General features: G+C 38.9%; 23 protein-coding genes. 12 read left to right on the top strand and 11 right to left on the bottom strand.

Annotation, left to right across the window (positions count from 1 at the left end):
- Positions 1 to 115: 115 nt before the first annotated feature.
- Both CAL6303_RS02720 and CAL6303_RS02725 read right to left on the bottom strand, forming a co-directional pair.
- Complete coding sequence (locus CAL6303_RS02720; protein WP_015196289.1) at positions 116 to 463, bottom strand: antibiotic biosynthesis monooxygenase family protein; 348 nt, start codon at positions 461 to 463, stop codon at positions 116 to 118.
- Positions 464 to 502: 39 nt separating this feature from the next.
- Positions 503 to 799: a hypothetical protein gene (locus tag CAL6303_RS02725; RefSeq protein WP_015196290.1), complete on the bottom strand. Its 297-nt coding sequence runs from the start codon at positions 797 to 799 to the stop codon at positions 503 to 505.
- A 732-nt stretch (positions 800 to 1,531) separates the two neighbouring features.
- On the opposite strand from CAL6303_RS02725, the gene CAL6303_RS02730 reads away from it, so the two are divergent.
- The 4 genes from CAL6303_RS02730 (at position 1,532) to plsY (ending at position 4,955) form a co-directional block, all read left to right on the top strand.
- Positions 1,532 to 2,323, top strand: a complete 792-nt coding sequence (locus CAL6303_RS02730) for an MlaE family lipid ABC transporter permease subunit (RefSeq protein WP_015196291.1) — start codon at positions 1,532 to 1,534, stop codon at positions 2,321 to 2,323.
- An 89-nt stretch (positions 2,324 to 2,412) separates the two neighbouring features.
- Positions 2,413 to 2,787, top strand: coding sequence for a DUF3119 family protein (locus tag CAL6303_RS02735; RefSeq protein WP_015196292.1), 375 nt, complete (start codon positions 2,413 to 2,415; stop codon positions 2,785 to 2,787).
- Between the two features lie 164 nt (positions 2,788 to 2,951).
- Positions 2,952 to 4,100: a DUF3086 domain-containing protein gene (locus tag CAL6303_RS02740; RefSeq protein WP_041740204.1), complete on the top strand. Its 1,149-nt coding sequence runs from the start codon at positions 2,952 to 2,954 to the stop codon at positions 4,098 to 4,100.
- Between the two features lie 165 nt (positions 4,101 to 4,265).
- Positions 4,266 to 4,955 (top strand): glycerol-3-phosphate 1-O-acyltransferase PlsY, encoded by a 690-nt coding sequence (plsY, locus tag CAL6303_RS02745; RefSeq protein WP_015196294.1) that lies wholly within the window; start codon positions 4,266 to 4,268, stop codon positions 4,953 to 4,955.
- A 508-nt stretch (positions 4,956 to 5,463) separates the two neighbouring features.
- Here plsY and CAL6303_RS02750 read toward each other — a convergent pair.
- Positions 5,464 to 8,490, bottom strand: a complete 3,027-nt coding sequence (locus tag CAL6303_RS02750) for a pentapeptide repeat-containing protein (RefSeq protein WP_015196295.1) — start codon at positions 8,488 to 8,490, stop codon at positions 5,464 to 5,466.
- A 385-nt stretch (positions 8,491 to 8,875) separates the two neighbouring features.
- Between CAL6303_RS02750 and CAL6303_RS02755 the strand changes: the two genes are divergently transcribed.
- Positions 8,876 to 9,514 carry a hypothetical protein gene (locus CAL6303_RS02755; RefSeq protein WP_238993767.1) on the top strand — a complete coding sequence of 213 codons (639 nt, stop codon included), beginning with the start codon at positions 8,876 to 8,878 and terminating at the stop codon, positions 9,512 to 9,514.
- A 45-nt stretch (positions 9,515 to 9,559) separates the two neighbouring features.
- On the opposite strand, the gene CAL6303_RS02760 is transcribed toward CAL6303_RS02755, so the two are convergent.
- Positions 9,560 to 10,204 carry a PAP/fibrillin family protein gene (locus CAL6303_RS02760; RefSeq protein ID WP_015196297.1) on the bottom strand — a complete coding sequence of 215 codons (645 nt, stop codon included), beginning with the start codon at positions 10,202 to 10,204 and terminating at the stop codon, positions 9,560 to 9,562.
- Between the two features lie 22 nt (positions 10,205 to 10,226).
- Positions 10,227 to 10,676: a hypothetical protein gene (locus CAL6303_RS02765; protein ID WP_015196298.1), complete on the bottom strand. Its 450-nt coding sequence runs from the start codon at positions 10,674 to 10,676 to the stop codon at positions 10,227 to 10,229.
- Between the two features lie 252 nt (positions 10,677 to 10,928).
- Here CAL6303_RS02765 and CAL6303_RS02770 point away from each other — a divergent pair, with 252 nt between their 5' ends.
- Both CAL6303_RS02770 and ilvC read left to right on the top strand, forming a co-directional pair.
- Positions 10,929 to 11,906: an SDR family NAD(P)-dependent oxidoreductase gene (locus CAL6303_RS02770; RefSeq protein ID WP_015196299.1), complete on the top strand. Its 978-nt coding sequence runs from the start codon at positions 10,929 to 10,931 to the stop codon at positions 11,904 to 11,906.
- 365 nt (positions 11,907 to 12,271) lie between these two features.
- Positions 12,272 to 13,267, top strand: a complete 996-nt coding sequence (gene ilvC / locus CAL6303_RS02775; protein ID WP_015196300.1) for a ketol-acid reductoisomerase — start codon at positions 12,272 to 12,274, stop codon at positions 13,265 to 13,267.
- Positions 13,268 to 13,510: 243 nt separating this feature from the next.
- On the opposite strand, the gene CAL6303_RS02785 is transcribed toward ilvC, so the two are convergent.
- Entirely contained in the window at positions 13,511 to 13,732 is a 222-nt protein-coding gene (locus CAL6303_RS02785) for a hypothetical protein (protein WP_015196301.1), read from the bottom strand.
- Positions 13,733 to 13,816: 84 nt separating this feature from the next.
- On the bottom strand, positions 13,817 to 14,656 hold the full coding sequence (locus CAL6303_RS02790; protein WP_015196302.1) for an alpha/beta hydrolase: 840 nt from the start codon (positions 14,654 to 14,656) through the stop codon (positions 13,817 to 13,819).
- 56 nt (positions 14,657 to 14,712) lie between these two features.
- Here CAL6303_RS02790 and CAL6303_RS02795 point away from each other — a divergent pair, with 56 nt between their 5' ends.
- A complete protein-coding gene (locus CAL6303_RS02795; RefSeq protein WP_015196303.1) occupies positions 14,713 to 15,489 on the top strand; it encodes an SDR family NAD(P)-dependent oxidoreductase in 777 nt (258 codons plus the stop codon).
- Between the two features lie 167 nt (positions 15,490 to 15,656).
- Here the strand turns inward: CAL6303_RS02795 and CAL6303_RS02800 are convergent, their stop codons facing one another.
- From CAL6303_RS02800 to CAL6303_RS30990, 3 genes are all read right to left on the bottom strand, one after another.
- On the bottom strand, positions 15,657 to 16,292 hold the full coding sequence (locus CAL6303_RS02800; protein WP_015196304.1) for a hypothetical protein: 636 nt from the start codon (positions 16,290 to 16,292) through the stop codon (positions 15,657 to 15,659).
- 308 nt (positions 16,293 to 16,600) lie between these two features.
- A complete protein-coding gene (locus CAL6303_RS02805; RefSeq protein ID WP_015196305.1) occupies positions 16,601 to 17,947 on the bottom strand; it encodes a DUF2330 domain-containing protein in 1,347 nt (448 codons plus the stop codon).
- Complete coding sequence (locus CAL6303_RS30990; RefSeq protein WP_015196306.1) at positions 17,947 to 18,957, bottom strand: RnfABCDGE type electron transport complex subunit D; 1,011 nt, start codon at positions 18,955 to 18,957, stop codon at positions 17,947 to 17,949. Before CAL6303_RS30990 ends, CAL6303_RS02805 begins: the two co-directional genes overlap by 1 nt.
- Before the next feature lie 416 nt (positions 18,958 to 19,373).
- Here CAL6303_RS30990 and CAL6303_RS02815 point away from each other — a divergent pair, with 416 nt between their 5' ends.
- The 4 genes from CAL6303_RS02815 to CAL6303_RS02830 all read left to right on the top strand — a co-directional run bounded on the left by CAL6303_RS02815 (position 19,374) and on the right by CAL6303_RS02830 (position 23,647).
- Positions 19,374 to 19,904, top strand: a complete 531-nt coding sequence (locus CAL6303_RS02815; RefSeq protein ID WP_041740213.1) for a hypothetical protein — start codon at positions 19,374 to 19,376, stop codon at positions 19,902 to 19,904.
- A 14-nt stretch (positions 19,905 to 19,918) separates the two neighbouring features.
- Positions 19,919 to 20,305, top strand: a complete 387-nt coding sequence (locus tag CAL6303_RS02820) for a GFA family protein (RefSeq protein WP_015196308.1) — start codon at positions 19,919 to 19,921, stop codon at positions 20,303 to 20,305.
- 236 nt (positions 20,306 to 20,541) lie between these two features.
- Positions 20,542 to 22,860 (top strand): hypothetical protein, encoded by a 2,319-nt coding sequence (locus CAL6303_RS02825; RefSeq protein ID WP_015196309.1) that lies wholly within the window; start codon positions 20,542 to 20,544, stop codon positions 22,858 to 22,860.
- Positions 22,861 to 22,864: 4 nt separating this feature from the next.
- Positions 22,865 to 23,647: a hypothetical protein gene (locus CAL6303_RS02830; protein ID WP_015196310.1), complete on the top strand. Its 783-nt coding sequence runs from the start codon at positions 22,865 to 22,867 to the stop codon at positions 23,645 to 23,647.
- On the opposite strand, the gene CAL6303_RS02835 is transcribed toward CAL6303_RS02830, so the two are convergent.
- The gene (locus CAL6303_RS02835; RefSeq protein WP_015196311.1) at positions 23,624 to 23,956 is read right to left on the bottom strand and encodes a TIGR03792 family protein; all 333 of its coding nucleotides are present in this window, start codon (positions 23,954 to 23,956) and stop codon (positions 23,624 to 23,626) included. The genes CAL6303_RS02830 and CAL6303_RS02835 overlap by 24 nt on opposite strands.
- Between the last annotated feature and the right edge of the window lie 112 nt (positions 23,957 to 24,068).

A 24,068-nucleotide genomic window follows, 5' to 3' on the forward strand; every position in this document is an offset into this window, starting at 1 on the left:
CGCCTATAGACGGCTGCCTGTAGAGGTTCTGTAAGACCAAACTATGCACTCTTCAACGCTAACCTGGCTGAATCTATTTGATGCAAGATTTACGCATGGTTAAAAAATACTCTAATTACAGTCGAACTTCTAGGACTGTGCTGTAAGTATGTGCATCATTAGAAACAATATTGCTAAAAAATTCTGTATCGTGCAAATTTTGAAAACCTTGTGTTTGTCTCATTGCAGCTAGATCTTCAACACTATCCCAAATGGCAACAGCAGTAACCCTTGTACCATCATCACTCACAAGTAACTTAGCTTCGATAAATCCAGGTTGCTGTTTTACAACTTCCCTGTAAACTCTAGAAATTGCTTCAAAGGCAGTTTGTTGTTTGTCAGGCAGCACAGTAAAAACATTCACAAATGTAATCATCGTTTCAAGTTCATCCGCCCTATCGCTAGTTTTTTCCTGATTTATCATCAACCATCTTTTGTCTAATTTGTCAATGCCTAAATCCTGCTATGAATTCAAACGCAAAATTATATGCCTGTAATGTACATAGGTATCAAACAAACCACCAACAAAGCTACAGGTGAGGCTAATCACAATTAATCCTCGCAGTGGGACTCCAGTTCCAAAGACGGAAAGAAAGAGTAAAATTTGATTAGCGATCGCATGACTCAATTCACGCAAGCCAGGGAAGTGAGCAAAGGCAAATAAACTGCCAAATACTACCCCCACCAGAATCATCGGCGCAATAAAACAGAAAACGATAGTTAAAAGCAGCGATCGCAGAAAATTAGCAAAAATAATCATGTAGGAATGGCTCCGTATTTAAGGTAGAAAACAGCCGTTTACCTAAAACCTTCGCTTTCTACAATAATTGGCAAACCCGACAATTAGGGAATAATTCAAAAATCTTAAATCTTAATTAAAATAGATACATACTTACTATTTCTTCTGATTTCTGGTGCTACCAAGTCTCAAATACTTCTCCAGCTTATGATTCAGACATTTTATCTTTAGTGTTGCCCTTAAATAAAGGTAACAAACTTGCTTAAAAAACTTAACTTTCTGAGAATTGATTTAACCTAAGTTAACTAAACTCCTCTGAGTTGGGCATTACACCATGGCTAAAAGTCAATGAAGGCAGAAGGTAAGAGGAAGCTTGAACACGAAAGCAAAAACTTTTACCCTCGTCATAAGCTGCTACCCAGCTAAATCCCAATAAATTCAAAAATTACAACCTTTGTGGTGCGGGCAGCCTTCGATGGTTCCTGAGCCTGTCGGAACGAAGTGTACCGGAGGTAAGGACTGACTTGTACTGAGCCTAGTCGGAACGAAGTGTACCGCAGGTAAAGTAGCGCTCACGCCGAAGTCTTGCCGGCTTTAGATATAATATATATTCAGATATATAAATTAGGCGCTTAATAGCTTAGTTATTCCCAAAGTATCAACTTAATTTCTACAAAATCTCTCCAAAACTAGCTCCAAAATTTAGCCCTAAATTTAGTATGATGTCGGCAGACACATAGTTGTTAGCAAAAATTGAGCGAAACCACACCAAAATCTAGCCTAGGCGCATGGGGTCAACGCTTGTTGACTGCAACATTTTTAGCTGGGCAAGTATTTATACATCTAATTAAAGGCAAAATTCACAGACGCAACACAATCGAACAAATGGCAATGGTTGGTCCTGACTCGCTACTGATTGCTTTAGTCACAGCGGTTTTCGTCGGGGCTGTATTTACAATTCAGGTAGCACGAGAATTTATTGCCTTTGGTGCCCCCAACTTAGTTGGGGGAGTATTAGCTGTTGCTTTAACGCGAGAACTATCACCAGTCTTGACAGCTGTCATTTTAGCTGGACGAGTTGGTTCGGCTTTTGCCGCCGAAATCGGTACCATGCGGGTTACAGAACAAATTGATGCGTTGGTGATGTTAAAAACCGATCCCATTGATTACTTAGTAATTCCCCGCGTGGTGGCTTGCATACTGATGCTACCAATTTTGACTCTATTTTCCCTCGTCACGGGAATTTTAGGAGGATTAATTATTGCCGGAACCGTTTATAATCTTTCCGATTCTGTTTTTCTTGATTCAGCCCGTAGTCTTTTAGATATTGGAGATATAGCTAATGCCATGATTAAAGCCTGTTGTTTTGGTGCTTTAATTGCCATTATCGGCTGCAACTGGGGATTAACCACCACAGGAGGGGCAAAAGGTGTCGGGCAATCCACCACCACAGCAGTAGTTACATCTTTACTAATGATCTTTATCTTTAACTTTTTTCTTTCGGCACTTATGTTCCAGGGTACAGGTAGCGCATTACAGCAATGATAAAACGAATATATGGCGATCGCCTATTGCCCGTAAAATATATGTAAGATGTGGTTTAAAAAGCAGGGTTTGAAATTGTGACAACTTCGATGCCTCCATTATCGGTGACAACCGTTGAGCTAAAGCCAAGCTACAATATTCCTTTGGTTTTGGTAATTGCGGGAATTCCCTTAATATTTTTTCAGCCTTGGATTGGGAGTGCGATCGCGCTTTTCGGTTTATTCTTAATGTTCCAAACTGTAAATATCCGTTTGATTTTTACTCCCACCGCTTTAGATGTCTACCGCAAAGATACATTAATTCGTAGTTTTCCCTACCAAGAATGGGAAAATTGGCGGATATTCTGGAATCCAGTTCCCATTCTGTTTTATTTTAAAGAGGTTAAAAGTATTCATTTTCTGCCAATTATATTTGACCCCAAAACCTTAAAAACCTGTTTGGAAGAACGTTGTCCTCGGAAATAGGGCAATGATTTTGAATTTTCCATCTGATGGTGAGTCCCAGTTGTACGTTGGGTACAACAAAGCGTAACCCAACGCAACTTTCTGCCTTGCGATCAATTGAAGGTATTCTTTTATTGAAAATCCCTTCTTTAAATGCTCTATATGTAAGTTGCAATATTTTATTTATGAACGGAGACGAATCTCAAACCCCAGATCATAACATTGAGTTAACAACAGAAGGTGAAACCGACTCAGAAAACCCAAATGAAAACCCAAATATTGAAGTAGTCGAAAATACCCCCCCAGAAATGGCTGTAGTTCCAGTCCAACAAACAAGTACAGAACCAGAAAATCAACTCTTGGAACTACAACAAACTGAAGCTGAATTAAAAAAAGAAATTGCCGAATTACAAGCATCATCCAAAGCTTTACAGCAGCAAATAAATACAACCCAAATAGCAATGGGGACATTAATTCAGGAATCCCTCTCGCAACTAGAACAACGCAAGCAGGCATTACAATTATCTGTAGAACAGTTGGAACGTCGTCAGGAACGCATTCGCAACGAAATGCGAACCACCTTTGCTGGTACATCTCAAGATTTAGCCGTCAGAGTTCAAGGCTTTAAAGACTATCTAACTGGTAGTTTACAGGATTTAGCAGTTGCCGCAGAGCAGTTGCAATTAGCACCTAAAATCCGCGAAGAACCCGAAAGAACTCCCGAAAGAATACCAGTACGGGAAGTGAGTAGAACTCCAGAAACTCAATCTGGCACACCTCAGTTTGCCCAACAGCAATTTCAAGAAACAGGTAAGCAAATTCGCCGTTTAATCGAGCAATATCGAACCAAACCCGATTACTATGGTCCTCCGTGGCAACTGCGACGAACCTTTGAACCTGTCCATGCAGAACGGGTTTCCAACTGGTTTTTTAACCAAGGTGGAAGGGGTGCATTGCGGACAATGGGTAGCCGCTTACAGAACATTTTAGTTGCTTCCGCCGCAATTTCGATCCTGCACAAACTATATAGCGATCGCGTGCGAGTTATAGTCCTTACCAGCACTCCCGAACGCCTAGGTGAATGGCGACGCGGTTTACAAGATTGCCTGGGAATCGGTCGTCCAGACTTTGGGCGCGATGGGGGAGTAGTAATATTTGAGACAGCGGAGGCAGTTGTACAGAGAGCCGAACGTTTGGTAAAGGCAAATATGATGCCTTTAATTATTATTGATGATTCCGAAGACCAAATAAGTTTAGCTTTACTGCAATTTCCCCTTTGGTTAGCATTTGCACCCGATCCTCGGATGATGCGAAGCAATGATGATGACTTTTAAATCAGTTAACAGTTAACAGTTATCACGGCAAGAGACACAACAAAGCTCAGTGAAGCTCGACTCCAACTCATAGCTTTTAGATATGGGAAACGAGGTTTCCCAAATGATAACTGGTAACTGATAACTGGTAACTGGTAACTGATAACTGTATTCTTCAGAAATATTATGGCAACTTGGTTAACTGCTTGTACTTTCAGCCTACTTATAGCCTACTTACTAGGCTCAATTCCTACAGGTTATACAGCAGTCAAAATGTTGAAAGGAATTGACATTCGGGAAATCGGTTCCGGTTCTACTGGAGCCACAAATGTGTTAAGAACTTTAGGTAAAGGTCCTGGCGCATTTGTTCTATTTGTTGATAGCTTGAAAGGAGTAGCTGCAATATTTCTGATTTACTGGTTATTTGAATTTGCTGGGAATCACCAAATTATTCCTGCATCAGTAAATGTAGAAGAATGGCAATCTTGGATGGTGATATTAGCCGGAATATTTGCCATTTTGGGACATAGCAAATCGATTTTTCTCGGCTTTACTGGAGGTAAATCTGTAGCTACCAGTTTGGGAATATTGTTAGCCATGAATTGGCAAATTGGTTTAGCTACCCTTGGTGTATTTATTATTGTTGTCGCTATCTCGCGGATAGTTTCCCTAAGTTCAATTTGTGGTGCTATAAGTGTTTCCATATCCATGACAATCTTGCATCAACCAACACCATATATATTGTTTGCTGTTGTTGGTGGTTTGTATGTAATTTTCCGCCACAGAGCCAATATTCAGCGAATAATTGAAGGCACTGAACCAAAGTTAGGGCAGGGTATTAAGACGGATAGTTTAGACGAAAGCAGCACCGCTTGAGTATTTTGGGTTTATAGAGATCCTAAATTGTAGGGTGCGTTAGACGTACTAACATGCATCATGTTTAAAGACAATCGCAATACGTCGTAACGCACCAATTGATTGGTGCGTTACGGCAAGCTTTCAATTACTCAAATCCTCAAATCCTTGCGTAGCCGTAACACACCCTACCTAGGGCTTGCTGAATAACTATAAAACGTTTATTTAAACCTCGTCCATCATGAAAAGTGGAGTTTTGTCATTGCGACGTAAGGAAGCAATCTCACAATCTGGGGTTACAAACTACAGTTCTCAAAATAGATGAGGTTTATCAACACTTTTGGGATTTTTCTCCGGGGACAGTGCGAGGAAATAAGGTTTTGAGGTTTAAAAAACTTGCATTCAGATTTATTGAAGTATAAAAAACGGAAAAAATAAGGGTAAAACTGTTCCCTGTTCCCTACCATCACTAGAAGACTTTTACAGCTAACGCTGCGCTACGCGAACAGCAAACCCTACCTAATATTTATTAATTACCGACATTAGAATCTGAATCTTGAATCAAGCTTGATAAATCTTTGCCTTCCAGAATTGTTCCTTTCAGATTGTCTGTATCAAGATTTTTCGCCCCTTTAAGGTTTGCCCGTTCAAGGTTTGCCTCTGTAAGGCTTGCCTGTTCGAGGTTTGCCCCTACAAGGCTTGCCCATTCAAGGCTTGCCCATTCAAGGTTGGCCCGTTCAAGGTTTGCCCCTTTAAGGTTTGCCCCTTCAAGGTTTGCCCCTTCAAGGTTTGCCCCTTCAAGGTTTGCCCCTTCAAGGTTTGCCCCTTCAAGGCTTGCCCATTCAAGATTTACCTGTTGAAGGTTTACCTGTGGAAGGTTTACCTGTGGAAGGTTTACATGTGAAAGGCGTGCCCCTACAAGGTTTGCCCCTACAAGGTTTGCCCCTTTTAAGTTTGCCCATCCAAGGTTTGCCCCTTCAAGGTCTGCACCTACAAGGTTTGCCCGTTCAAGGTTTGCCCCTCCAAGGTCTGCCCCTACAAGGTTTGCTCGTTCAAGGTTTGCACCGTAAAGGTTTGCCAATCCAAGGTTTGCCCGTAAAAGGTCTGCACCTACAAGGTTTGCCAATCCAAGGTTTGCCCGTAAAAGGTTTGCCCCTACAAGGTTTGCTCGTTCAAAATTTGCCCTGCAAAGATCTTTGTATATGAGATTACAATTTTGCAAATCTAAAAAGCTCAAATAATTTAAACAAAAAATATCTCTACCTACTCGCTGTCCAGATAAGCGAGAAATCCAACTACCAAAAGCTTCAGGGGAATCCCACTTTATTTCTGATAATTTCTCTGTCACCCTCGCACAGGCATTCAACACAACTAGTAATGCTTCCTCAGCATTTCTTGCTTGCCGATTTTCCTCCTGAAAACTTGGTCTGGGGTCTAATTTTTCCATCGGCATTCCATGACGCAGCATAAAACCAATTAGATGGCATAGTGTCTGCTGCCATTTCTCCACATCAGTTTGAGCTTGCAAACGCATTTCGCCAAAAACAAAATTAAAAATATACTCATCCATTGGCGATGCACCACACAAAATCGCCCAACGTTTGAGTGCTTCTTGTTCATTCGATCGTTTATCAAAGTTCTTTTTCCGGGCTTCTAGTTCCTCCTGAATGAGTCTTACTTCCCGCACAATCCGTTTAGCTGTTAGATATTCACCAAAACTTTTGTGAGTGAATTCAAATGTGTTCTCATCCTGTTTTTCACCACTTTGGCGAAAATAAAAAGCAGTCAAGAGGCGAGTTACCCCAGCTTTTGCACCTTCTTGAAAGATATCCAAGAGATTTTTTAAACCACTATTTTCACAATGGGATTCTATTTCTTTAACTGTCGTTGTGCGTCCATCTCCATGCCATGAAGCTAATGCTATTGCTTCCAGAAACCTGACAAATTGCTCTTCTGTAATTCCCTGAAGAGAACTGTGTTTAGAGCAATCCCAAGCACGTTCATAAACTGCTTTGAGCAACTTATTATAAATAACATTGAGATTACTATCCTCAGTAAACTCAACTTCACCCTTGCCACGACTCAATGCCACCAAGTAATTTAATAAGGGTTGAGAAGTAATTTCTGTAATATTATTTTTGTTTAATTCATCAGGCAAACCAGCATAATCAAAACCTTTGGTTTTCCCGTAAAGCTGCCACCAAATTTGACGTTTATCTTGTTCTGATAATTTCGCATCATCAACATAATTTTTTCTCTCTTCTTTACTCACAAAATAGGGCAGAATATGTAATATTTGCTTGGGTTGACGAAAGTCCGTACTATTAGCTTGTACGACTAATTCCCGACCACTAATTATCACCATTAATCTAGTTTTTTGCTGATTAAATCTATCTACTCGTCTTTGAACTTCTCGGACAAAGTTTTGAGCAACTTCTGTACCAACTTTGCCGTGCATCGCTAGTTCATCTAAGCCATCAAAAATAATTAATAGCCGGGATTCTATATTTTCTTCAGCTAAAGGATTGGGTGGTAAAATTCCATCTGGATCAATGCGGACAAATTTTCCTACTGCATCTACTAAATTATCTGAAGGATCGAAATGATGGAGAGGAACAAATAAAACAGGAATTTCTCCCTTTTCTGCTTGTTTCGCTGCAAATATCTTAGCAAAGGATGATTTTCCGCTACCGGGACCACCACTAATCACGCGAATAGCATCAGTTTTTTGTGCTTGCTTTAACCAAATTTCTAATTCAGTTTCTAAATCTAAGACAACCCGTTCTTCTCGTTTTTCTCCCCTTCCCCTAAATTCAAAATCATCATCTTGTTTTCCCTCAAGTTTCCGCAAATAATAGGCATTTAACGGTACAAAAACCTGCTTCAAACCAAATGCTTCTAAAAACATTGGTTCCTCAACTTGTTTTTGTAGCCATGCAAAGTAAATTTGCCATGCTTGTTCCCGTTGATTGGCTTGGGTAAAAGGTGTATCGACTTCCTCTTTTAAACAAGCATATTTTTCTGGATGTTTTGCCCATTCTTGGTGCAATGCGTAGACAAAATATGTTGGTAAGCGATGACTGATTGTTGCTGACTCTGCTTTCGATACACCCAAGCTTTCTAAAAGCTGGCTAAATGGTATTTTTATTGATTCTAATATTGCTAATTTCTTGGGATTTTGAAAAAATTGCTGGTCAATTTTGACATCTGTTTGTTCTAAGGAAAGATCGAGACGATAATTACAAATAACCTCTAAATCCTCGAATATAGCAGGATTTATTAGTAACTCCTGGTTTCCTGCCAGTAAATCTATCATCGCCTGGATTAATGCACGATAAATTAATACCCAAGCAATTTCTTCTGGTGCTTCTGCCAAACCCAGCGATGCGGAAGCTTCAACAATATCTTTGGCAACCTCTTCCCACTTGCCAAGAAAGCCATCTATACCAGCTTTACCCAGTGATTTAAACAGTTCTCTAAAGTCTGCTTTGATTGACTTTGCCTTATTCCATACCGAAGCGGGTTTAGTTACCGAAAGTCCAGAAGCCTTATTCATAGGTGATTTTTATATGAATTAGATATGGATTAGATATAGTTTTGGTAGGATGTGATGTTGCAGCGATAGCGCAACTCAACATTATCATCTCATTAATGTTGGGCTTCGACTATAACTTCTAAGCGAAGTAGAATGGCGCTCAGTCCAATCTGTATAACTATATTTTATACTTGCTGCTAGTGAGTTTTATAATTAGCGCGATCGCAGATCCACTCAATCCCCTATTATTGGGTAAAACAGATCTGAAAAATCAACCCAACTTACAATTTTGATTACTTCTAGATTTTTAATCTAAAACCAAGCTAAACCTTCTGATTTTACAAATATGTATCCCATATTAATTCTTTTATCCGAATTATTTATAATTCCGAATTCTACAAATTTAGTGTCCCCTACAAATATTCAGGAAATTTCTCATTATTCAAATTATTCTCTATCCCAAGTTAATATCAGTAAAGGTAAAACCAAGGGCAATCTTCAAGAAATGCTAGATGCACTTGGAGAAAGGGAAACTGGAAAGAAAGCAGGAGATCCTCAGCAATATACATTTGAAAATCCTCAATTAGGTTTCCTTGGCAAATACCAATTTGCGGAAGTTATATTAATTAGATTGGGATATTATCAAGCAAGTAAATTTTATAGAAATGGGACAGATAAAAATTATTGGCGTGGTACCTGGACAAATAAACAGGGGATTGATAGTAAAGCGAAATTGCTCAATTCTCCAAAGGTTCAGGAAATCGCAATCCGTGAAGCTTTCTCTGTATATTGGGAAGACATCAATTCTTCACTTAAAAAGCAAAGAAAATCAATTAATGATTATTTAGGAAAGTCAATCAAATTCAGGGAAAGAGGTAAAATAAAAACCATTATAGTTACCCGTTCTGGATTACTTGCGGCTGCACATCTACGAGGCTATGACAATGTTGTAAAGCTATTAGTGCAGGGGAATATTTCCCATGATGAATTTGGAACTTCGATTTTAGAATATTTAGAAAAGTTCGGCGGTTATTCAGTCCAATAATCATTAGCTGTAATTTACTTATCTAAAATTGTGATAGAACAGGAATTAAAATAAGTTGATTAAATCATCAGATTTAGTAAGAATAAATAAACTTCCATCTCCCCCACGCCCAATTCTCAAATCTTCATCTAAGTAAGTAATATCTAGTGTGGGAATTCTACCTTGAGGATTATTTGCCTTGACAACTTTAAAAGGATTAAGTTGAGGTGTGTCAATACCAATAATTTTTTCAATGGATAAATAACGTTTGTCAAAATAAACGTTGATTCGTTTGTCTGGCAAAGGTTGTGAATCTTCTTTAGCTATCTCAAAATTTGCTGTCACTTTCACATATCCCGATATTATTCTTAGGGGATGTTTAACAAAAGCTAGATTAAAAAAAGATTTGTTTGCAAGATCAATTGCTTGGTAAATTTTACCTACTTTTAATCCTAGTGGAAGAGATGCTAAAGAACGAATTTCTCTAGCAGTAGAGTATTTTAATAGCCAATTTCCTTGAAGTAGTGAAGGAGCATAAAGTAAGGGATAGAGGTTTGGGTTTGCACCTTCTAATTCCTCTGTTAATTTCTCGACTTCTTGCGCCAAGGCTTGATTTATCTGTAAATTAGTAATGGGAGAACCATCATTTGATGTTTGAATTTTACCAAGTAATGCTTGCAATTGCTTCTTCAAAATAGTTCGATTATTCATGGTTTATTTTCCTTCCTCTGGTCTATTTCTCATCATTATCATACCACCCAGCGGGAATTACTTTAAAATTCCAAACATCTTTAAAAAGATATATACGCTCAATGATTTCCGCAGAAGAAAGGGATTTGTTATTGCCATCTTTCCAATCTTTTCTATCTAGTGTTCCCATCACCAAATATTGATTGTCAACAATTTTCGGATTTGATTTACTAAATTCAAAAGTAATCAATGGTTCTATTTCTTGTTTTTTGGCAATAATTAGGTCACAGATTGGACAATATTTACATTGTTTATTTAGTAAAAATAGTTGCTTTGGCTCAATCTTAATTACCAAAGGAAATTTTCGTATTTTTGTTTTTGTTTCGCATTTTGGACATTTGGTGAATGCACAATCTTGGTAGGGATTGAGAAAAAACTTATGTCTTTGTTTGAGCTTTTTACTTTGATGAGTATCTGGGTTCTTCTTTGTCATAAAAACACTAGAATAAAAATATCACGATTAATTCAACAGTTCACAGTAATGATTTTTATATTAACAGAGCTTACGTTTCAATAGCATCATGATTTTCACAATCACTCGTTGGTGCGTGATACTATAAACCCCAATTTTATACTGCATGATTGATCTAAGTGTCACATACCCTACAGGTAGGATGACGCGAACATTCAGCCTAGATAATAGATCTTTTCAAAGCTCCAGTTTTCAATATGGATGAGGTTAATTATGAAATATCTTGAAGGTAAAGTGGTTTTGGTGACAGGTGCAACAAGGGGAATTGGTAAGGGTATTGCCATTGGACTTGGGGAATCTGGTGCAACCGTATATATTACAGGGCGAAGTGTTGTTTATAATGCCAGTAATGAGGTATCTGGTAGCCTTGCGGAAACAAAATTAGCGGTTGAAAATGCTGGTGGTGTGTGTATTCCTGTTCAAGTAGACCACAGTAATGATGAACAGGTGAGGTTACTTTTTCAACAGATTGAGGATGAACAACAGGGACAACTTGATTTACTGGTAAATAATGTTTATGGGGGAGTTTTAGCGTTAACAAATACGAATAATAAACCTTTTTGGGATTGTGAACCAAGTCTTTGGGATGCTTGTAATAATGTTGGACTTCGTAGTCATTATGTAGCGAGTATTTTTGCCGCACGAATGATGACAAAACGCAAGCAAGGATTAATTTGTACGATTTCCTCTTGGGGTGGATTATCCCATATTTTTGGTGCCGCATATGGGGCTGGGAAGTCAGCGTGTGATCGCTTGGCGGCTGAAATGGCGTTGGAACTCAAACCCCATAATGTCACATCTGTTTGCCTCTACCCCGGTATTGTGGGTACGGAACACATTACCAATATGGCTGCACAGATGGAGCAAGAAAATTTAGCCGATCCTAAAAATGCAACTTTTACAGAGCGATACAACTGGGAAACACCTTTATTGACAGGGAGAGTAATTGCTAGACTTGCAGCAGAAGAAAACATCATTTACCGTACCGGAAGGGTGCAAATTGTTGCAGAATTGGCACAACAATATAGTATTCTCGATGAAAATGGGATCTGCCCTGTGTCGTTGCGTTCTTTACGTTTCGTAATGCCAATGGCATTTTCTGGGCTGAGAAAGTATTCGCAGTTAATACCAGACATTAAAGTTCCTTGGTGGCTGCTATTAATTGGGATGCTGAGTTCGCCTAAGATATAACAGCACATCGGTACCAAAGTTTATCAAAATAGACGAGGTTTAAAATAAGTATGTAATGCAGCGTGCGATCGCACTTCTGTTCTATCAGCATGAATTTCGTCGTCAATTATCGTGAAATTTTTTTCATGTGGACTCTCTTTTCAGGCAAGATGCCCAAACCACAAGATATTTTATGTTCTCGAAGTTACTGATACCTGTCAACTCAAACCCAAAATTTCTGATTGCACTATAGTCACATCGCTAGATTTGCAGTTATCTCCCCCTCTCCAAATACCAAATTAATAATTGCGAATAGTTTGGTCATGTTTTGCGGTAAAATCATAAGTCTGCAATAAAACGGTGCTTGCTGACTGGAGACGCTACCTATGGCTCGGATGTATTATGACACGGACGCAAATTTAGACCTTTTAGCTGGAAAAACTATTGCCATTATTGGCTATGGCTCCCAAGGTCATGCCCATGCCCTAAACTTAAAAGATAGTGGCGTGAATGTGATTGTGGGACTATACCCAGGTAGTAAATCAGCAGCAAAAGCTGAAGCAGCAGGATTAACAGTAAAAAATGTCGCAGATGCCTCAGCCGCAGCAGACATGATTATGATTCTGTTGCCGGATGAAGTGCAAAGAACAATTTATAAAGAAGAAATTGAACCCAACCTCAAAGCTGGAAATATTTTAGCCTTCGCCCATGGTTTTAATATTCACTTTGGGCAAGTAGTACCACCTGCCGATGTTGATGTGGTGATGATAGCACCAAAAGGACCCGGACACCTGGTAAGACGTACATACGAACAGGGGCAAGGAGTTCCAGCATTATTTGCAGTCTATCAAGATGCCACCGGACAAGCACGCGATCGCGCAATGGCATACGCTAAAGGAATAGGTGGAACCCGTGCGGGAATCCTGGAAACAACCTTCCGTGAAGAAACCGAAACCGACTTATTTGGAGAACAAGCAGTTCTTTGTGGTGGTTTAAGTGCCTTAATCAAAGCTGGATTTGAAACCCTTGTGGAAGCTGGTTATCAACCGGAATTAGCCTACTTTGAATGTCTACACGAAGTTAAACTAATTGTTGACTTGGTTGTAGAAGGTGGTTTGGCAACAATGCGTGACAGTATCTCTAACACAGCCGAATACGGTGATTATACACGCGGACCAAGGGTAGTTACCTCCCAAACCAAAGCTGAAATGAAGAAGATTCTTTCAGAAATTCAATCTGGACAATTTGCCCGTGAATTTGTCTTAGAAAACCAATCAGGAAAAGCTGGATTTACCGCAATGCGTCGTCAAGAATCGGAACACCCAATTGAAGAAGTGGGCAAAGATTTACGCGCCATGTTTAGCTGGTTAAAGAAAGCATAATTCATTTACAACATATTTCTCATCATCCCTAAAACCTTGTAGAGACGCGATATATCGCGTCTCTCTATATTTATATTCTTCAAAATTTTGCTGAATATACCTAAAATCTTTAGCGTTGCTGATTTGATATATGAAAAGGATTTTGCGTAATGAAACAAATCCTTGGAAGACGCAATGTATTGCGTCTCTACATTTTAAATTAATACTGTAATTCAGCAACGCCAAATTCTTCACCCCTAATTCCTACTTTTTCCCCTTTTCCGCTTCTTGAATTGCTTCCTCAGTACGTTTATAAGGTTGAGTTTTTGGTTTCCAACCAGGTACCATTCCAATCACAAAATTATTAATTGATGTCCGAGTTTGGAAACTATATCCACTCAATGGTTGAGGTAAGAAACTATCACCGAAACCAAGAAATATTAAAAACACCAAAAACAAAAACGTCAATCTACCTTTAGTCAGCATAATTATAGGTACTCAATGTTACTTTTTGTTAAACTTATAGCGCAAAGCTACAAATTTATAGTACCCATTACCTAGCTAAGACAATCACAAATGCTTCTCCAACCAATTAGTTAAATCAGTCAAAACTTCCTCACAATCAAAATCGTCATGCATATTGTGATATCTTTCGGGATATTCCCGTAACTCTTTATCCGTCAAAGTTACCTTCTGAAAAAATACACGTCCACCTTCAGGTAGCGTCACCTTGTCAGCACCTGCAAGCATCATCAAAAATGGTATCTGTAAATCGTTAGCGTGTGCTTGAACCCAAGTGAGGGTAGCAAAAAATTCTGTAGATAATCGGGCAGTTCCCTGGGTATGTCTTAGGGTATCTTGAGTATATCTTGCTATGGCTTCCGGATTGCGAGAAGCAAGACTTAAATCCATCCCCACACTCAGGGAAAAACGGGGATAAATTTGAGAGAGAATTCTTCCTAAAATAATTCTTGTACGTGGAACTCCAGATTCACCCAGCGCAGGAGTAAAAGCAATTACACCTTTTAATGATTTAGCTGCCTCCGGACACCGTAAAATATAGTCTAGAACAGTTAAACCCCCCATACTATGACCAAAAAGAAAACAGGGAATCCCTGGATTTTGACTTTTGATGATTTCTAAAAATGCTCCCACATCTTCGCGGTATTCATCCCAACTATTAATATACGCACGTTGTCCAGAAGATTTACCATTTCCACGTAAATCAATCCCATATACAGCAAAATTATTTGGTATTAATTGCTTAACTATATTTAAGTACATTCCGCTATGTCCACCTAGACCATGTACTATAGCTACTATTCCCTTAACTTGACCTTCTGGATACCAGCTTTGATAGTATAAATTTATATTTTTGGTACTAGTAATTGTTTCTGCGGAATGTTGCATAAAAATCTCCTAATATATTTGAATTAGCTTGAATTCTTTTTATTTAGTTCTATTGAATGACAGAAAAATTTCTTAATCAAATCAACCCAGCAAATGTTTTTATTATCGGTGCTACTCAGGGTATCGGTTTAGGTTTTGTTCAAAATCTGCTTCAGGATACCAGAGTTGGGAAAATATATGCAACTTATCGAAGTTTAGATTCGGCAGAAAAGTTACTGCTAACAGAAAGTGAATATCCAGATAAATTAACTTGTTTAGCAATGGATATTACCCAGGAAACACAAATCGCTGATTGTTGTCAAACTATTCAAAGTCAAGTCAAAAAGTTACATTTAGTGGTAAACTGCGTCGGTTTTTTACATAACAGCGCACAGCAGCCAGAAAAAAGCCTGAAGCATCTAAATATAGATAATTTAACTCGTTATTTTCAAATTAATAGTATTGGTGGGGTACTCTTAGCAAAGCATTTAGTTAGTTTATTCAAACATCCAGAACCAAGTATTTTTGCCAGTATTTCCGCCAAAGTTGGTAGTATTGGTGACAATAAAATAGGGGGTTGGTATGGGTATCGCGCTTCTAAAGCTGCTTTAAATATGTTGATGCGAAATGTATCAATTGAATATGGTAGAGTTTGCCCAAAAAATATAGTTGTGACATTACATCCGGGAACAACAGATACAAGACTTTCACGTCCATTTCAAGGAAACGTGACACCAGGAAAGTTATTTTCGGTAGAAAAAACTGTGAGTCAGTTGTTAGAGGTAATTGAAGGACTTCAACCAAGTGATAGTGGAGAGTTTTTTTCCTGGGATGGAACTAAATTACCTTGGTGAACAACGAGATCCCCCACTTCTTCAAGAAGCGGGGGATCTGAGAGAAATATCATGAGATTATCAAAATCTTTCTAAAAATGGATTTAAGTATGAAAAAGATATATTTATAAGAATTGTGGGAGATATTTAGCTGCGTAGCGGCTTAGTGAATTTTTATCCTTTAAATCCTATAAATACCCTTCTTTTTCCGCAAATTTCCGCAAACGCGGCAAACATTGACGTTGATAGAAACTACTTAATGTTGAGACTGTTAAGCCAAATTCGTTGGCTAATTCTTTCCAGCTAACTTCTGGTGGTAAACGCTTTAAAATTAATGTTTGGCAGTTAATATGGGGATGTCCTTGAATATGTGTTCCTGCTAAATCTCCATCTACGTCTTTTTCTACCCAAGCTTTAACTTCGTCGAGGATGGGGGGAATATCGGCAGGTGCTGCTAAATTATCAACCGGATCTAAAACATCGCTTTTGTTACCGGAAGCGGATTGGTTAAAAGCTATATGGGCTTTTCTAATTTTCTCTTGTTGCTGCTGAATATAACCATCTTGGAGACGATGACGAAGGTACGCATTTAACCAGGTTACAACTGTACCGCGATCGCAGTCGTAATTCTGGCAGATATGACGACAAAAATATAACCAAGTTTGTTGTAGTGCATCTTGATAGTAGGGTGTGTTCTCTTTCCAGAGTTTGCCATTTGTTAAACGAATGATTTGGGTTAAGAGTTTCTGACGTTCGGGACTTCCTGGGGGATTATTACAAGCTTCACTCACTAAGTGACGTAGTTGTTCCTCCAATCCATTCATAGGCTTGAATTATGAGTAAGTTTGAGGGTTTTGGTAGGATTTAGTTGGAGAAGGTGCCGTAAGTGGTGAGATTCTTATGGTGGTAATTATTTCATTGATTTATGGTAATGAAAATAATCCTAAATAGGTAAATTCTAATGTTCAAATAGATTTGAGGTGTCACCAGGTACATCCCAAACAATAGAGACGCGTATAGCTCTGCGAGCATAAAAGAAAAGCGTAGCTCCTTTGTTCGCTCCTAGCGTTCCCGAAGGGTAAGAGGCTATATCGCGTCTCTACATTTTCAGACAACTGTACTTAATTTATTTTTACAGCTTCCACAACCAAGATGTTGTTTGACCGTTAGTTTTCATTTTTTGACGAATGTCTCGAATGTTCCAATTTGTGAGTTGAGCGAGATTTTGTGCTTCTTTTTCAAAGCGTTGTCCAAGGGTGTTTTTGTACTGTTTTCCGGCTTGACATTTCAAATCACCTGTGAAGGGATGTTGCATGACATATCGTCCCTGGAAGGATTCACGGTTTGAAGTTTCTTGGAAAATCAAGTCTTCAGGGAATTTATTACGGCTGTAACGAACATGCAACCTGGTAATAAAGGTATTGTTAGAAGGGGGTCTACGGAAGGATCTGGGGTCGTTGATTTCTGATGGTTGATTGAGCCAAAATGCTCCTGCATCTTGAAGTTCTTCGTTGGTGAGGGGTTCGGCAGAACATGGATCACAGTTGCCCATATCCCAAGCATATTCGAGGAAGGCGACTTTTTTATTTTCTTTGGTGTATGCCGTTTGGAACATGGATTTGTAAAAGTCGGTAAATTCGGCTTTCACAAATAGGGGAATATTTGTGTCAGAGGGAATTTTTACGGTGCGGTAGTTGGTGACTTCGACTTGTCCTTTGGGAGAGAGGATGTATGCGACTAAATCTTGTTCACTGGTGGAGTTAATCATGCCCAAGCGGATGGGTAGCATGAATTTGGGTGATTTGTAGGCAATTTGTAGGGGACGAAGATTTTGATAGCCGGATTCTTCAAATTTATCGAGGTTGACTTTGGCAACAAAGAATTTCATTTGTTGACGGATGTAGGGTTTGAGAAGTGCTTTTGCTCCCCGTGGTATTTTGTAACCATTGCGATTGAGCCAAGTTTCTAAACCTCCCGATTCTTTAGCACTGAGGATGAGGATATCATATTCACCGACATTAAACCGAGATTCAATAGTTACACCCAAAGCGCGATCGCGTTCTCTCCTATTTGCACTTTGATTTACTACTTCTGAAGCTCTACCAATAGGTGAAGGTGGTGCCATTACAGGTATTGGTGTACAAGGATCAGGATCAAAATATTCTACCAGACGAGGGGCGCTGAAGGCATCTAAATGTTCAATAATTTGGGCTTTGGCAACTTTGACTTCTTCTTTTTTCAAAACTGTGGGAACTGGAATCACAATGGCGAAATCTTTGACTTCTCCTTGAAAATCGTTTGCCATCGTCAATACAGTTTGATTCCCATCCCGCGCAATCACCACCTGGGAAGCTTGGTTAAATAGTTTGGCATCTGCTTTGGCAACATAAAACCCGCAAAATGCCCAAGCCGCAGGAGTAAATGCGATGGTGATAATAAATGTAATTAGGAGTGAAGTTATTAACTTGAGGTGTTTCATTAGCTCTTTGATAAATTATGTAGTGTGGAAGTGGGAGAAAGATAAGAAGAGTTATCTGTTTCCCAGTTAAATTGCTTTTCCTGGCAGAAAGTATCAATGATGACTGTCAATGGAGCCAGGGCAAAAAGCGCCCAAAATACTGCACTGGGGATGAAAAAGTAATTTCTGAGAATAAATGTAACTACAGCAATGCAGGTAGCCCAAATTACACGCCCGCGACGACTGTTAGGAATGGAACGGGGATCTGTCACCATAAATAGGGCAAACAGTAGCAAAGAACCACTCATCAATCGGTGAATGCAGACATCCCAAGTCCAACCCAGCCAAATATTGCGGATGGCTTCGAGAGACGCGTAAACCCCCAAAAAGGCTGCTGTGGTGTCCCAACGCCCCACGCGCCGCAAAATTAAGCCACCTGCGCCCAGAAATAGGAGTGCATACCACCACTCATCACCCCACTGTCCAGGAGAAACCCAAGCATCGGAGGTGAAAATTAAGGCTGTGATAATGCCGAAGTTTGCCGGGTTAAAAAAGTGCTTTTTGGTAGATGTCAAAAGAGGCAGGGGAGCAGGGAGCAGGTTTCGACTACGCTCAACCCAAGGGGAGCAGGGGGAATGGAGATTGGACTCCACACCTTTCCCCTCTGCCTTTTCCCTCACCGAAGAGGTAGGGGAGAAAACCCCAGATGATGAGGATATCTCAGACTTCGTGAAGATAAACTTAGATGCGATCGCACTCACGGATGCAAGTACCATTGTCGTCCAATGGTCGGCACGCAACAACAAACTCAATCCCAAGGAGGTAATTAGGGGACTGCGAATGTTGATATTCAAGGGTATATCTGCTTGATAATTAGTTAACCAAGTACAGAAACACTGGGTTAAAATCGAGGATGCGATCGCAATCCCAATGAAACCCGGTTGCAGCGTCCAATCTCGCGTACTAATTCCTAAAATCAGAAACGCAGCCAAAAATAGTATTTGATAGTCCCGTGTATCCTTTAGCAGCATGATTTACCTTGCCGATTCAGGGTTAACCCTGAGATTGCTGTCTCAACAATCTAGACTGAAAAATACTCAATTCATATCCCCGTTACAAAAATTGCTACGGGAAATAAATTCCTCCCACTTGAAAGTACGGAAGGTATCCTAATGTAGTGCAATACTAACTGTATGATTTGTTTTTCTCAAAAATAAAATGCCAGGAAAAAAGTTATCGGAAAATTAATAGAGCATTCCCAGAGATACATTATTACTTTTTTCCTGCACCAATATGTGTAAATAACCCATGAGAATGTCAAGATTATGACATCTAGCAAATATACTGGCAAATACTTAATTGCAATATTGTCATTATTATGATGCAATAAATGCAATTGGGGAAATTACATACCATCCCTCAACCTTCTCACCCTTGTTTTGCATCAATGATTATCTCAACTGACACCCACATCCCCCACCCACTTCCTTTGGTATATGCAACCTACCGCGACAAACTTACAGACTTGCTTCCCTACATGCCAAATGTCACCTCCATAATTCCTAAATCTCGACGCGAGAACAATGGACTAATTTATACAGTTAATGAGTGGTATGGAGGTGGAGATATTCCCATGGCAGCTAGGGCAATAATTAGTCAAGATATGCTTTCCTGGCTAGAATATAACACTTGGAATGAGGCGGAACAGTCTTTAGAATGGCGAATCGAAACTAAAGCTTTTACTGAAGCTGTGGATTGTCAAGGTAAAAACTATTTCCGGGAAAAAAATGGGGGAACAGTAGTTGAAAGTCGAGGTAAATTAACGATAGACCCGCAAAAAATTCATGGTGCACCTAGCTTTCTTGTAGGTCAAATTGCTCGTGTAGTGGAAGAATTTTTAGGCAGTAAAATTCAACCCAATTTATTACAAATGGGTGAAGGAGTACGGAAGTATTTAGAACGTCAAATTAAAGTTTAAAGTGAGTAGATAAAATGGCAGACGGAACAGTCTTAACCACCTATATGGGTGGATGTCATTGTGGTGCAGTTAGGTTCAGCGTTAAGACTCAAGGCGAAAAGCTTACAGATTGTAATTGCTCAATTTGCCGAAAGAAAGGCTTTTTGCACCTAATTGTCACGAAAGATAAATTTAATTTACTCCAAGGAGAAGATGTCTTAAAAACCTACAAATTTAATACGGGAATTGCTCAACACAAATTTTGTGGAGTTTGTGGGATTCACTCTTTTTATATTCCTCGTAGTCATCCAGATTGTATTGACGTGAATGTTCATTGCTTGGATGAAAATGTCATTGATAATTTCGAGATAGTGGCTTTCGATGGGCAAAATTGGGAAGAGAGTATTCACGAAATCAGATGAAGCTTCATGACACATTATCAACTTCAGCCCCATAGCAGAGAGACGGGGAGAGTTTTGCCGTGATTGCTTCTTGCCACCTTTGGTAAATTCTTTCACCGAAAGTGCGGTGCTTAGTAGAACAAGTAACGCAAAGTTAAGGTTTGTTGTGATTTTCTTGTTTTGTCAAATTAAATTACCTACTGAGATGGGAATAATAAATATATACGAATAACAAAAATTACTAAAATATCAGGTGTATGCCTAGTATCAAAATTATCCGGGCTGCCTTCCGGGAGATCCAAAAGCTCCCCCTCGCTGACTTACAGCGTGTGTATGAAATATTGCAGCGATTAAGCCAAGGAAACGAACGTCAAACTAAACACCTCAAAGGAGTTGAAAACTTGCTACGCACCCGTTGGGGAAAATGGCGAGTGATTTGGCAACGAGAGGATGGAAATAGTATTGTTGTTATTAAAGCGGGTTTACGGGGTGGTGTTTATGATGATGCCTTTGAAAACCGCGATCGCGCATATCCGCATATTGTAGAGGAACTTCTCAACCCTCAAGGAACAGAACTGGCAGAAAATCCTGCGTATCAGTGGAATCACGAGCAGGATACTGATTGGTATAAATTTGTCTATGGTAGTTATCGTTATTCACCAATTTTGACTCACTACCAACGTCTTGTCCTGGATGAACCACTAAAAATTCTCTGTTCTCAATATCAACCTGTGGCAATTCATAAATTTGAAAATGATTCTTGTATCATTGTTCAAAGTGCGCCAGGAACAGGGAAAACTGTATGTGCAACATTGTTTGCATGTGAAGTTCACCGTTCCCATAAATGGAACACAATGTTAATTGTTCCGGAAGCATTACGTCGTGATATCGCCGAATTTTCGGAAGTAAAACAAGCTTTAAAGGAGGAGGATTTTTGGTTAGGAACTCTCCCCCAATGGCTAGGTAAAATTAATCCAGAGTTAAACGATCGTTTGGCTTCACCGCAGCAAGAATTGGAAGCACTCAGAAAAGCGATGAAGTTTACTCGGCAAGATGAGATTAGTAACAGTGATGTTTTGCTATATGAGGCATTTGTTTTAGATGAGGGAAATAAAACCCAAAATAAAAATGTTATGCTTCAGGCAAATACAGCCAGGTTGAACAACTTATTGAAAATTAGTAAAAAGCATTTTTATAAGGCATTATCTTGTAGAATTAGCCGTTTAGATGCAGCGAATATTTTAAAAAAGACCTTAGATATTAATCCTAGTAATGCTGAATGCACTTTGTTAATTGTGGATGAGGCACAAGATTATTTATTAAGTGAACTACAAGCGATTATTTCCGTGTGCAAATCTTGGGCATCTCAGGGACATAGAACCTATTTATGGTTATTGGGTGATTTAAATCAACGGATTCAACCCACTGATTTTACTTGGGGACAGCTACAAATTAAAAACTCAATTGAGTTACTCAGAAATTATCGAAATTCACGGCAAATTTTGGAATTTGCAAATCAATTTTGGGATATTGCTCAGGAAATCACAATTAAGAATAAGTGTAAAGATCTCCCCTTTCCAGCAGATCCGAGTCAAGCTTTTGAAGTTGGTGAAAAAGTTCAATTATTAGAATGTGCAAATAAAACTGAAGCGTTAGCATTTTTGGAAAAATTAGCAGGAGTTTGGGGAGAGGAAGATAAGCAACGTTATTTGTTGCGTGATTTAGCCAAAGCAGTCAAAGTCCTCTCTAACAAAAAACTAGAATCCCATGATAATTTGGTGATTTTGAATGTTGAACATGCCAAAGGTAGGGAATTTGAAGCTTGTGTGGCTTTTTGTTTATTTGAGGGAGTAGGAACCCCATCTTTAGAAGAAAGCTTCCAATGGTATACACTTCTAACAAGAGCGCGATCGCGTTTACTAATTGTAGCCACATCTGCCGAGATTGAGCGTCTTGTAACCAGCGGTTATGATGTTTTGGCAAAATGCGAAAGACTTACGTCACAGCAACTTGATATTTCTCATCAAAAAGCAATTAAATGGATTACTGAGGTTCCCAGCGATGCAGATTTGAGTCAGTTTACAGATGATGTCCAACAACGACTCCTCAAGCGCTGTCAGACAGGTTACTTATACTGGGATACCTATTTAGCATTACAATTTGCCGGATTTGATTCACCAAAACTCTATCAGTGGGAACGGGAAGCAATCAAACTATTGCGAAAACACCCCCATACGCACCTTGCTAGCGAACTAGAGAAAACTCAAAATATACCTTTGCGTTGCTTATTATTACGTGCGATGCAGTCGTCATGGCAAGCTGTAGCAGAAGCTAATAAACTGAAAAACATTGACTTTCCAACCTACGAATATCTCCTAAAAAGCATCGCTAAAGACTTGGAAGCCAAAGGTTTACCCTATGAAGCAGCCAGAGTGCGATCGCAAATTTATCCCGATAGTAATCAAAAAAATTTCCCATTTTGGCAAGAAATTAAAAATTCCCAGCAACCTCTAATTCCTTCCCTTTGTCAAGCATTTACATCACGTCTCCACAACACTTTAGAAAATTATCAATAAATCCATGAAAAATTATACAGATTTAGAGATTGCGAAGCAATTAGAAGAACTTTCGCAAATAATTGAAAAAGGCATCACAGTCGCCAAAGAAGGTATTATTAAAAGCCAGGAAATTCAAACTATTAATCATGAGGATAGTAAAAAATTTGCTAAACTAAAAATTGATATTTTTCACATTGCTGATGAAGTCAGAAAAACATCTCAATTTATCAGTAATTCATCCTCAGATTTTGAGCAGAAAATTATCAATGCCGAAAATATTCGAGATACTCTCACAACACAATTTACTCAGTTTGAAAATCACCAAGCTAAATTAGAAAAATTACATCAAGAACTAGTCACCATCGTCGCCAGGGTTGCTGAAGCTCAAAACCAAATTCAGCAATTTGAACAACATTTACCCGAATTCACCCAAGAACTTCCCCAACGCTTTGCGGAAATAAAACAACTAGCGTCTCAAATAGCTAGTGATAAAACTGTAATTCTCGAATTAGGACAACAAGTTGAACAACAAGCAAATCAAGTTAAGGAAGCTAGCACGAAGATTGAACAGTTACAAGAAATGATTGAGCGAATGGTGCATCAAACTGAATATCAATCATACATAACTAAATTAGAAGCCGAAAATCAAAAATTGACAAATCAAATTCAAACTAACAAACAAGAAATTGAAAGGCTTCAGAAAAAGTTTGAGAACCAATCTAAAAAACAGCAGATATTTCAAAGTTGGTTACTAGGAATTTCCTTGATGATCGCCACTACCCTAGTAGTTGCTATCCTGCATTAAAACTTCTCGATTAACTGATTTAAGTTGATATTCTCGTGATTCTAAAATTGGATATGATTTACCCATAACTTCAACAAAACTAGTCTCAGTCAGGGTCAAGTCATCAAGAGGAATGGCTTTCCACTGTTCACGGGTTTCCCAATATATAACTAAAGTTAACTCTTCAGGCATTTCTGAGTTAACCCATATTTCTTTACTTAAAAAACCTGGATATTTTGCTAGTGTCGCTGTCCAGATTTCTGCATCTTTTTGAAGATATTCTTCTTGTTCTGACAAAGGAACCTTAAACTTTAGTAGCTCGATCACCATAAGCTGAAAGTAATTATATTAACTTTTCTGAATTATACTATTTTGGGGAACATAAATTACCGTTCTAGATCAATTATTATCTTCCAGAAAGGGAAAAACGATAATTTTAATC

This window comes from Calothrix sp. PCC 6303 (assembly GCF_000317435.1).
In the GTDB taxonomy this organism is placed as follows: Bacteria; Cyanobacteriota; Cyanobacteriia; order Cyanobacteriales; family Nostocaceae; genus PCC-6303.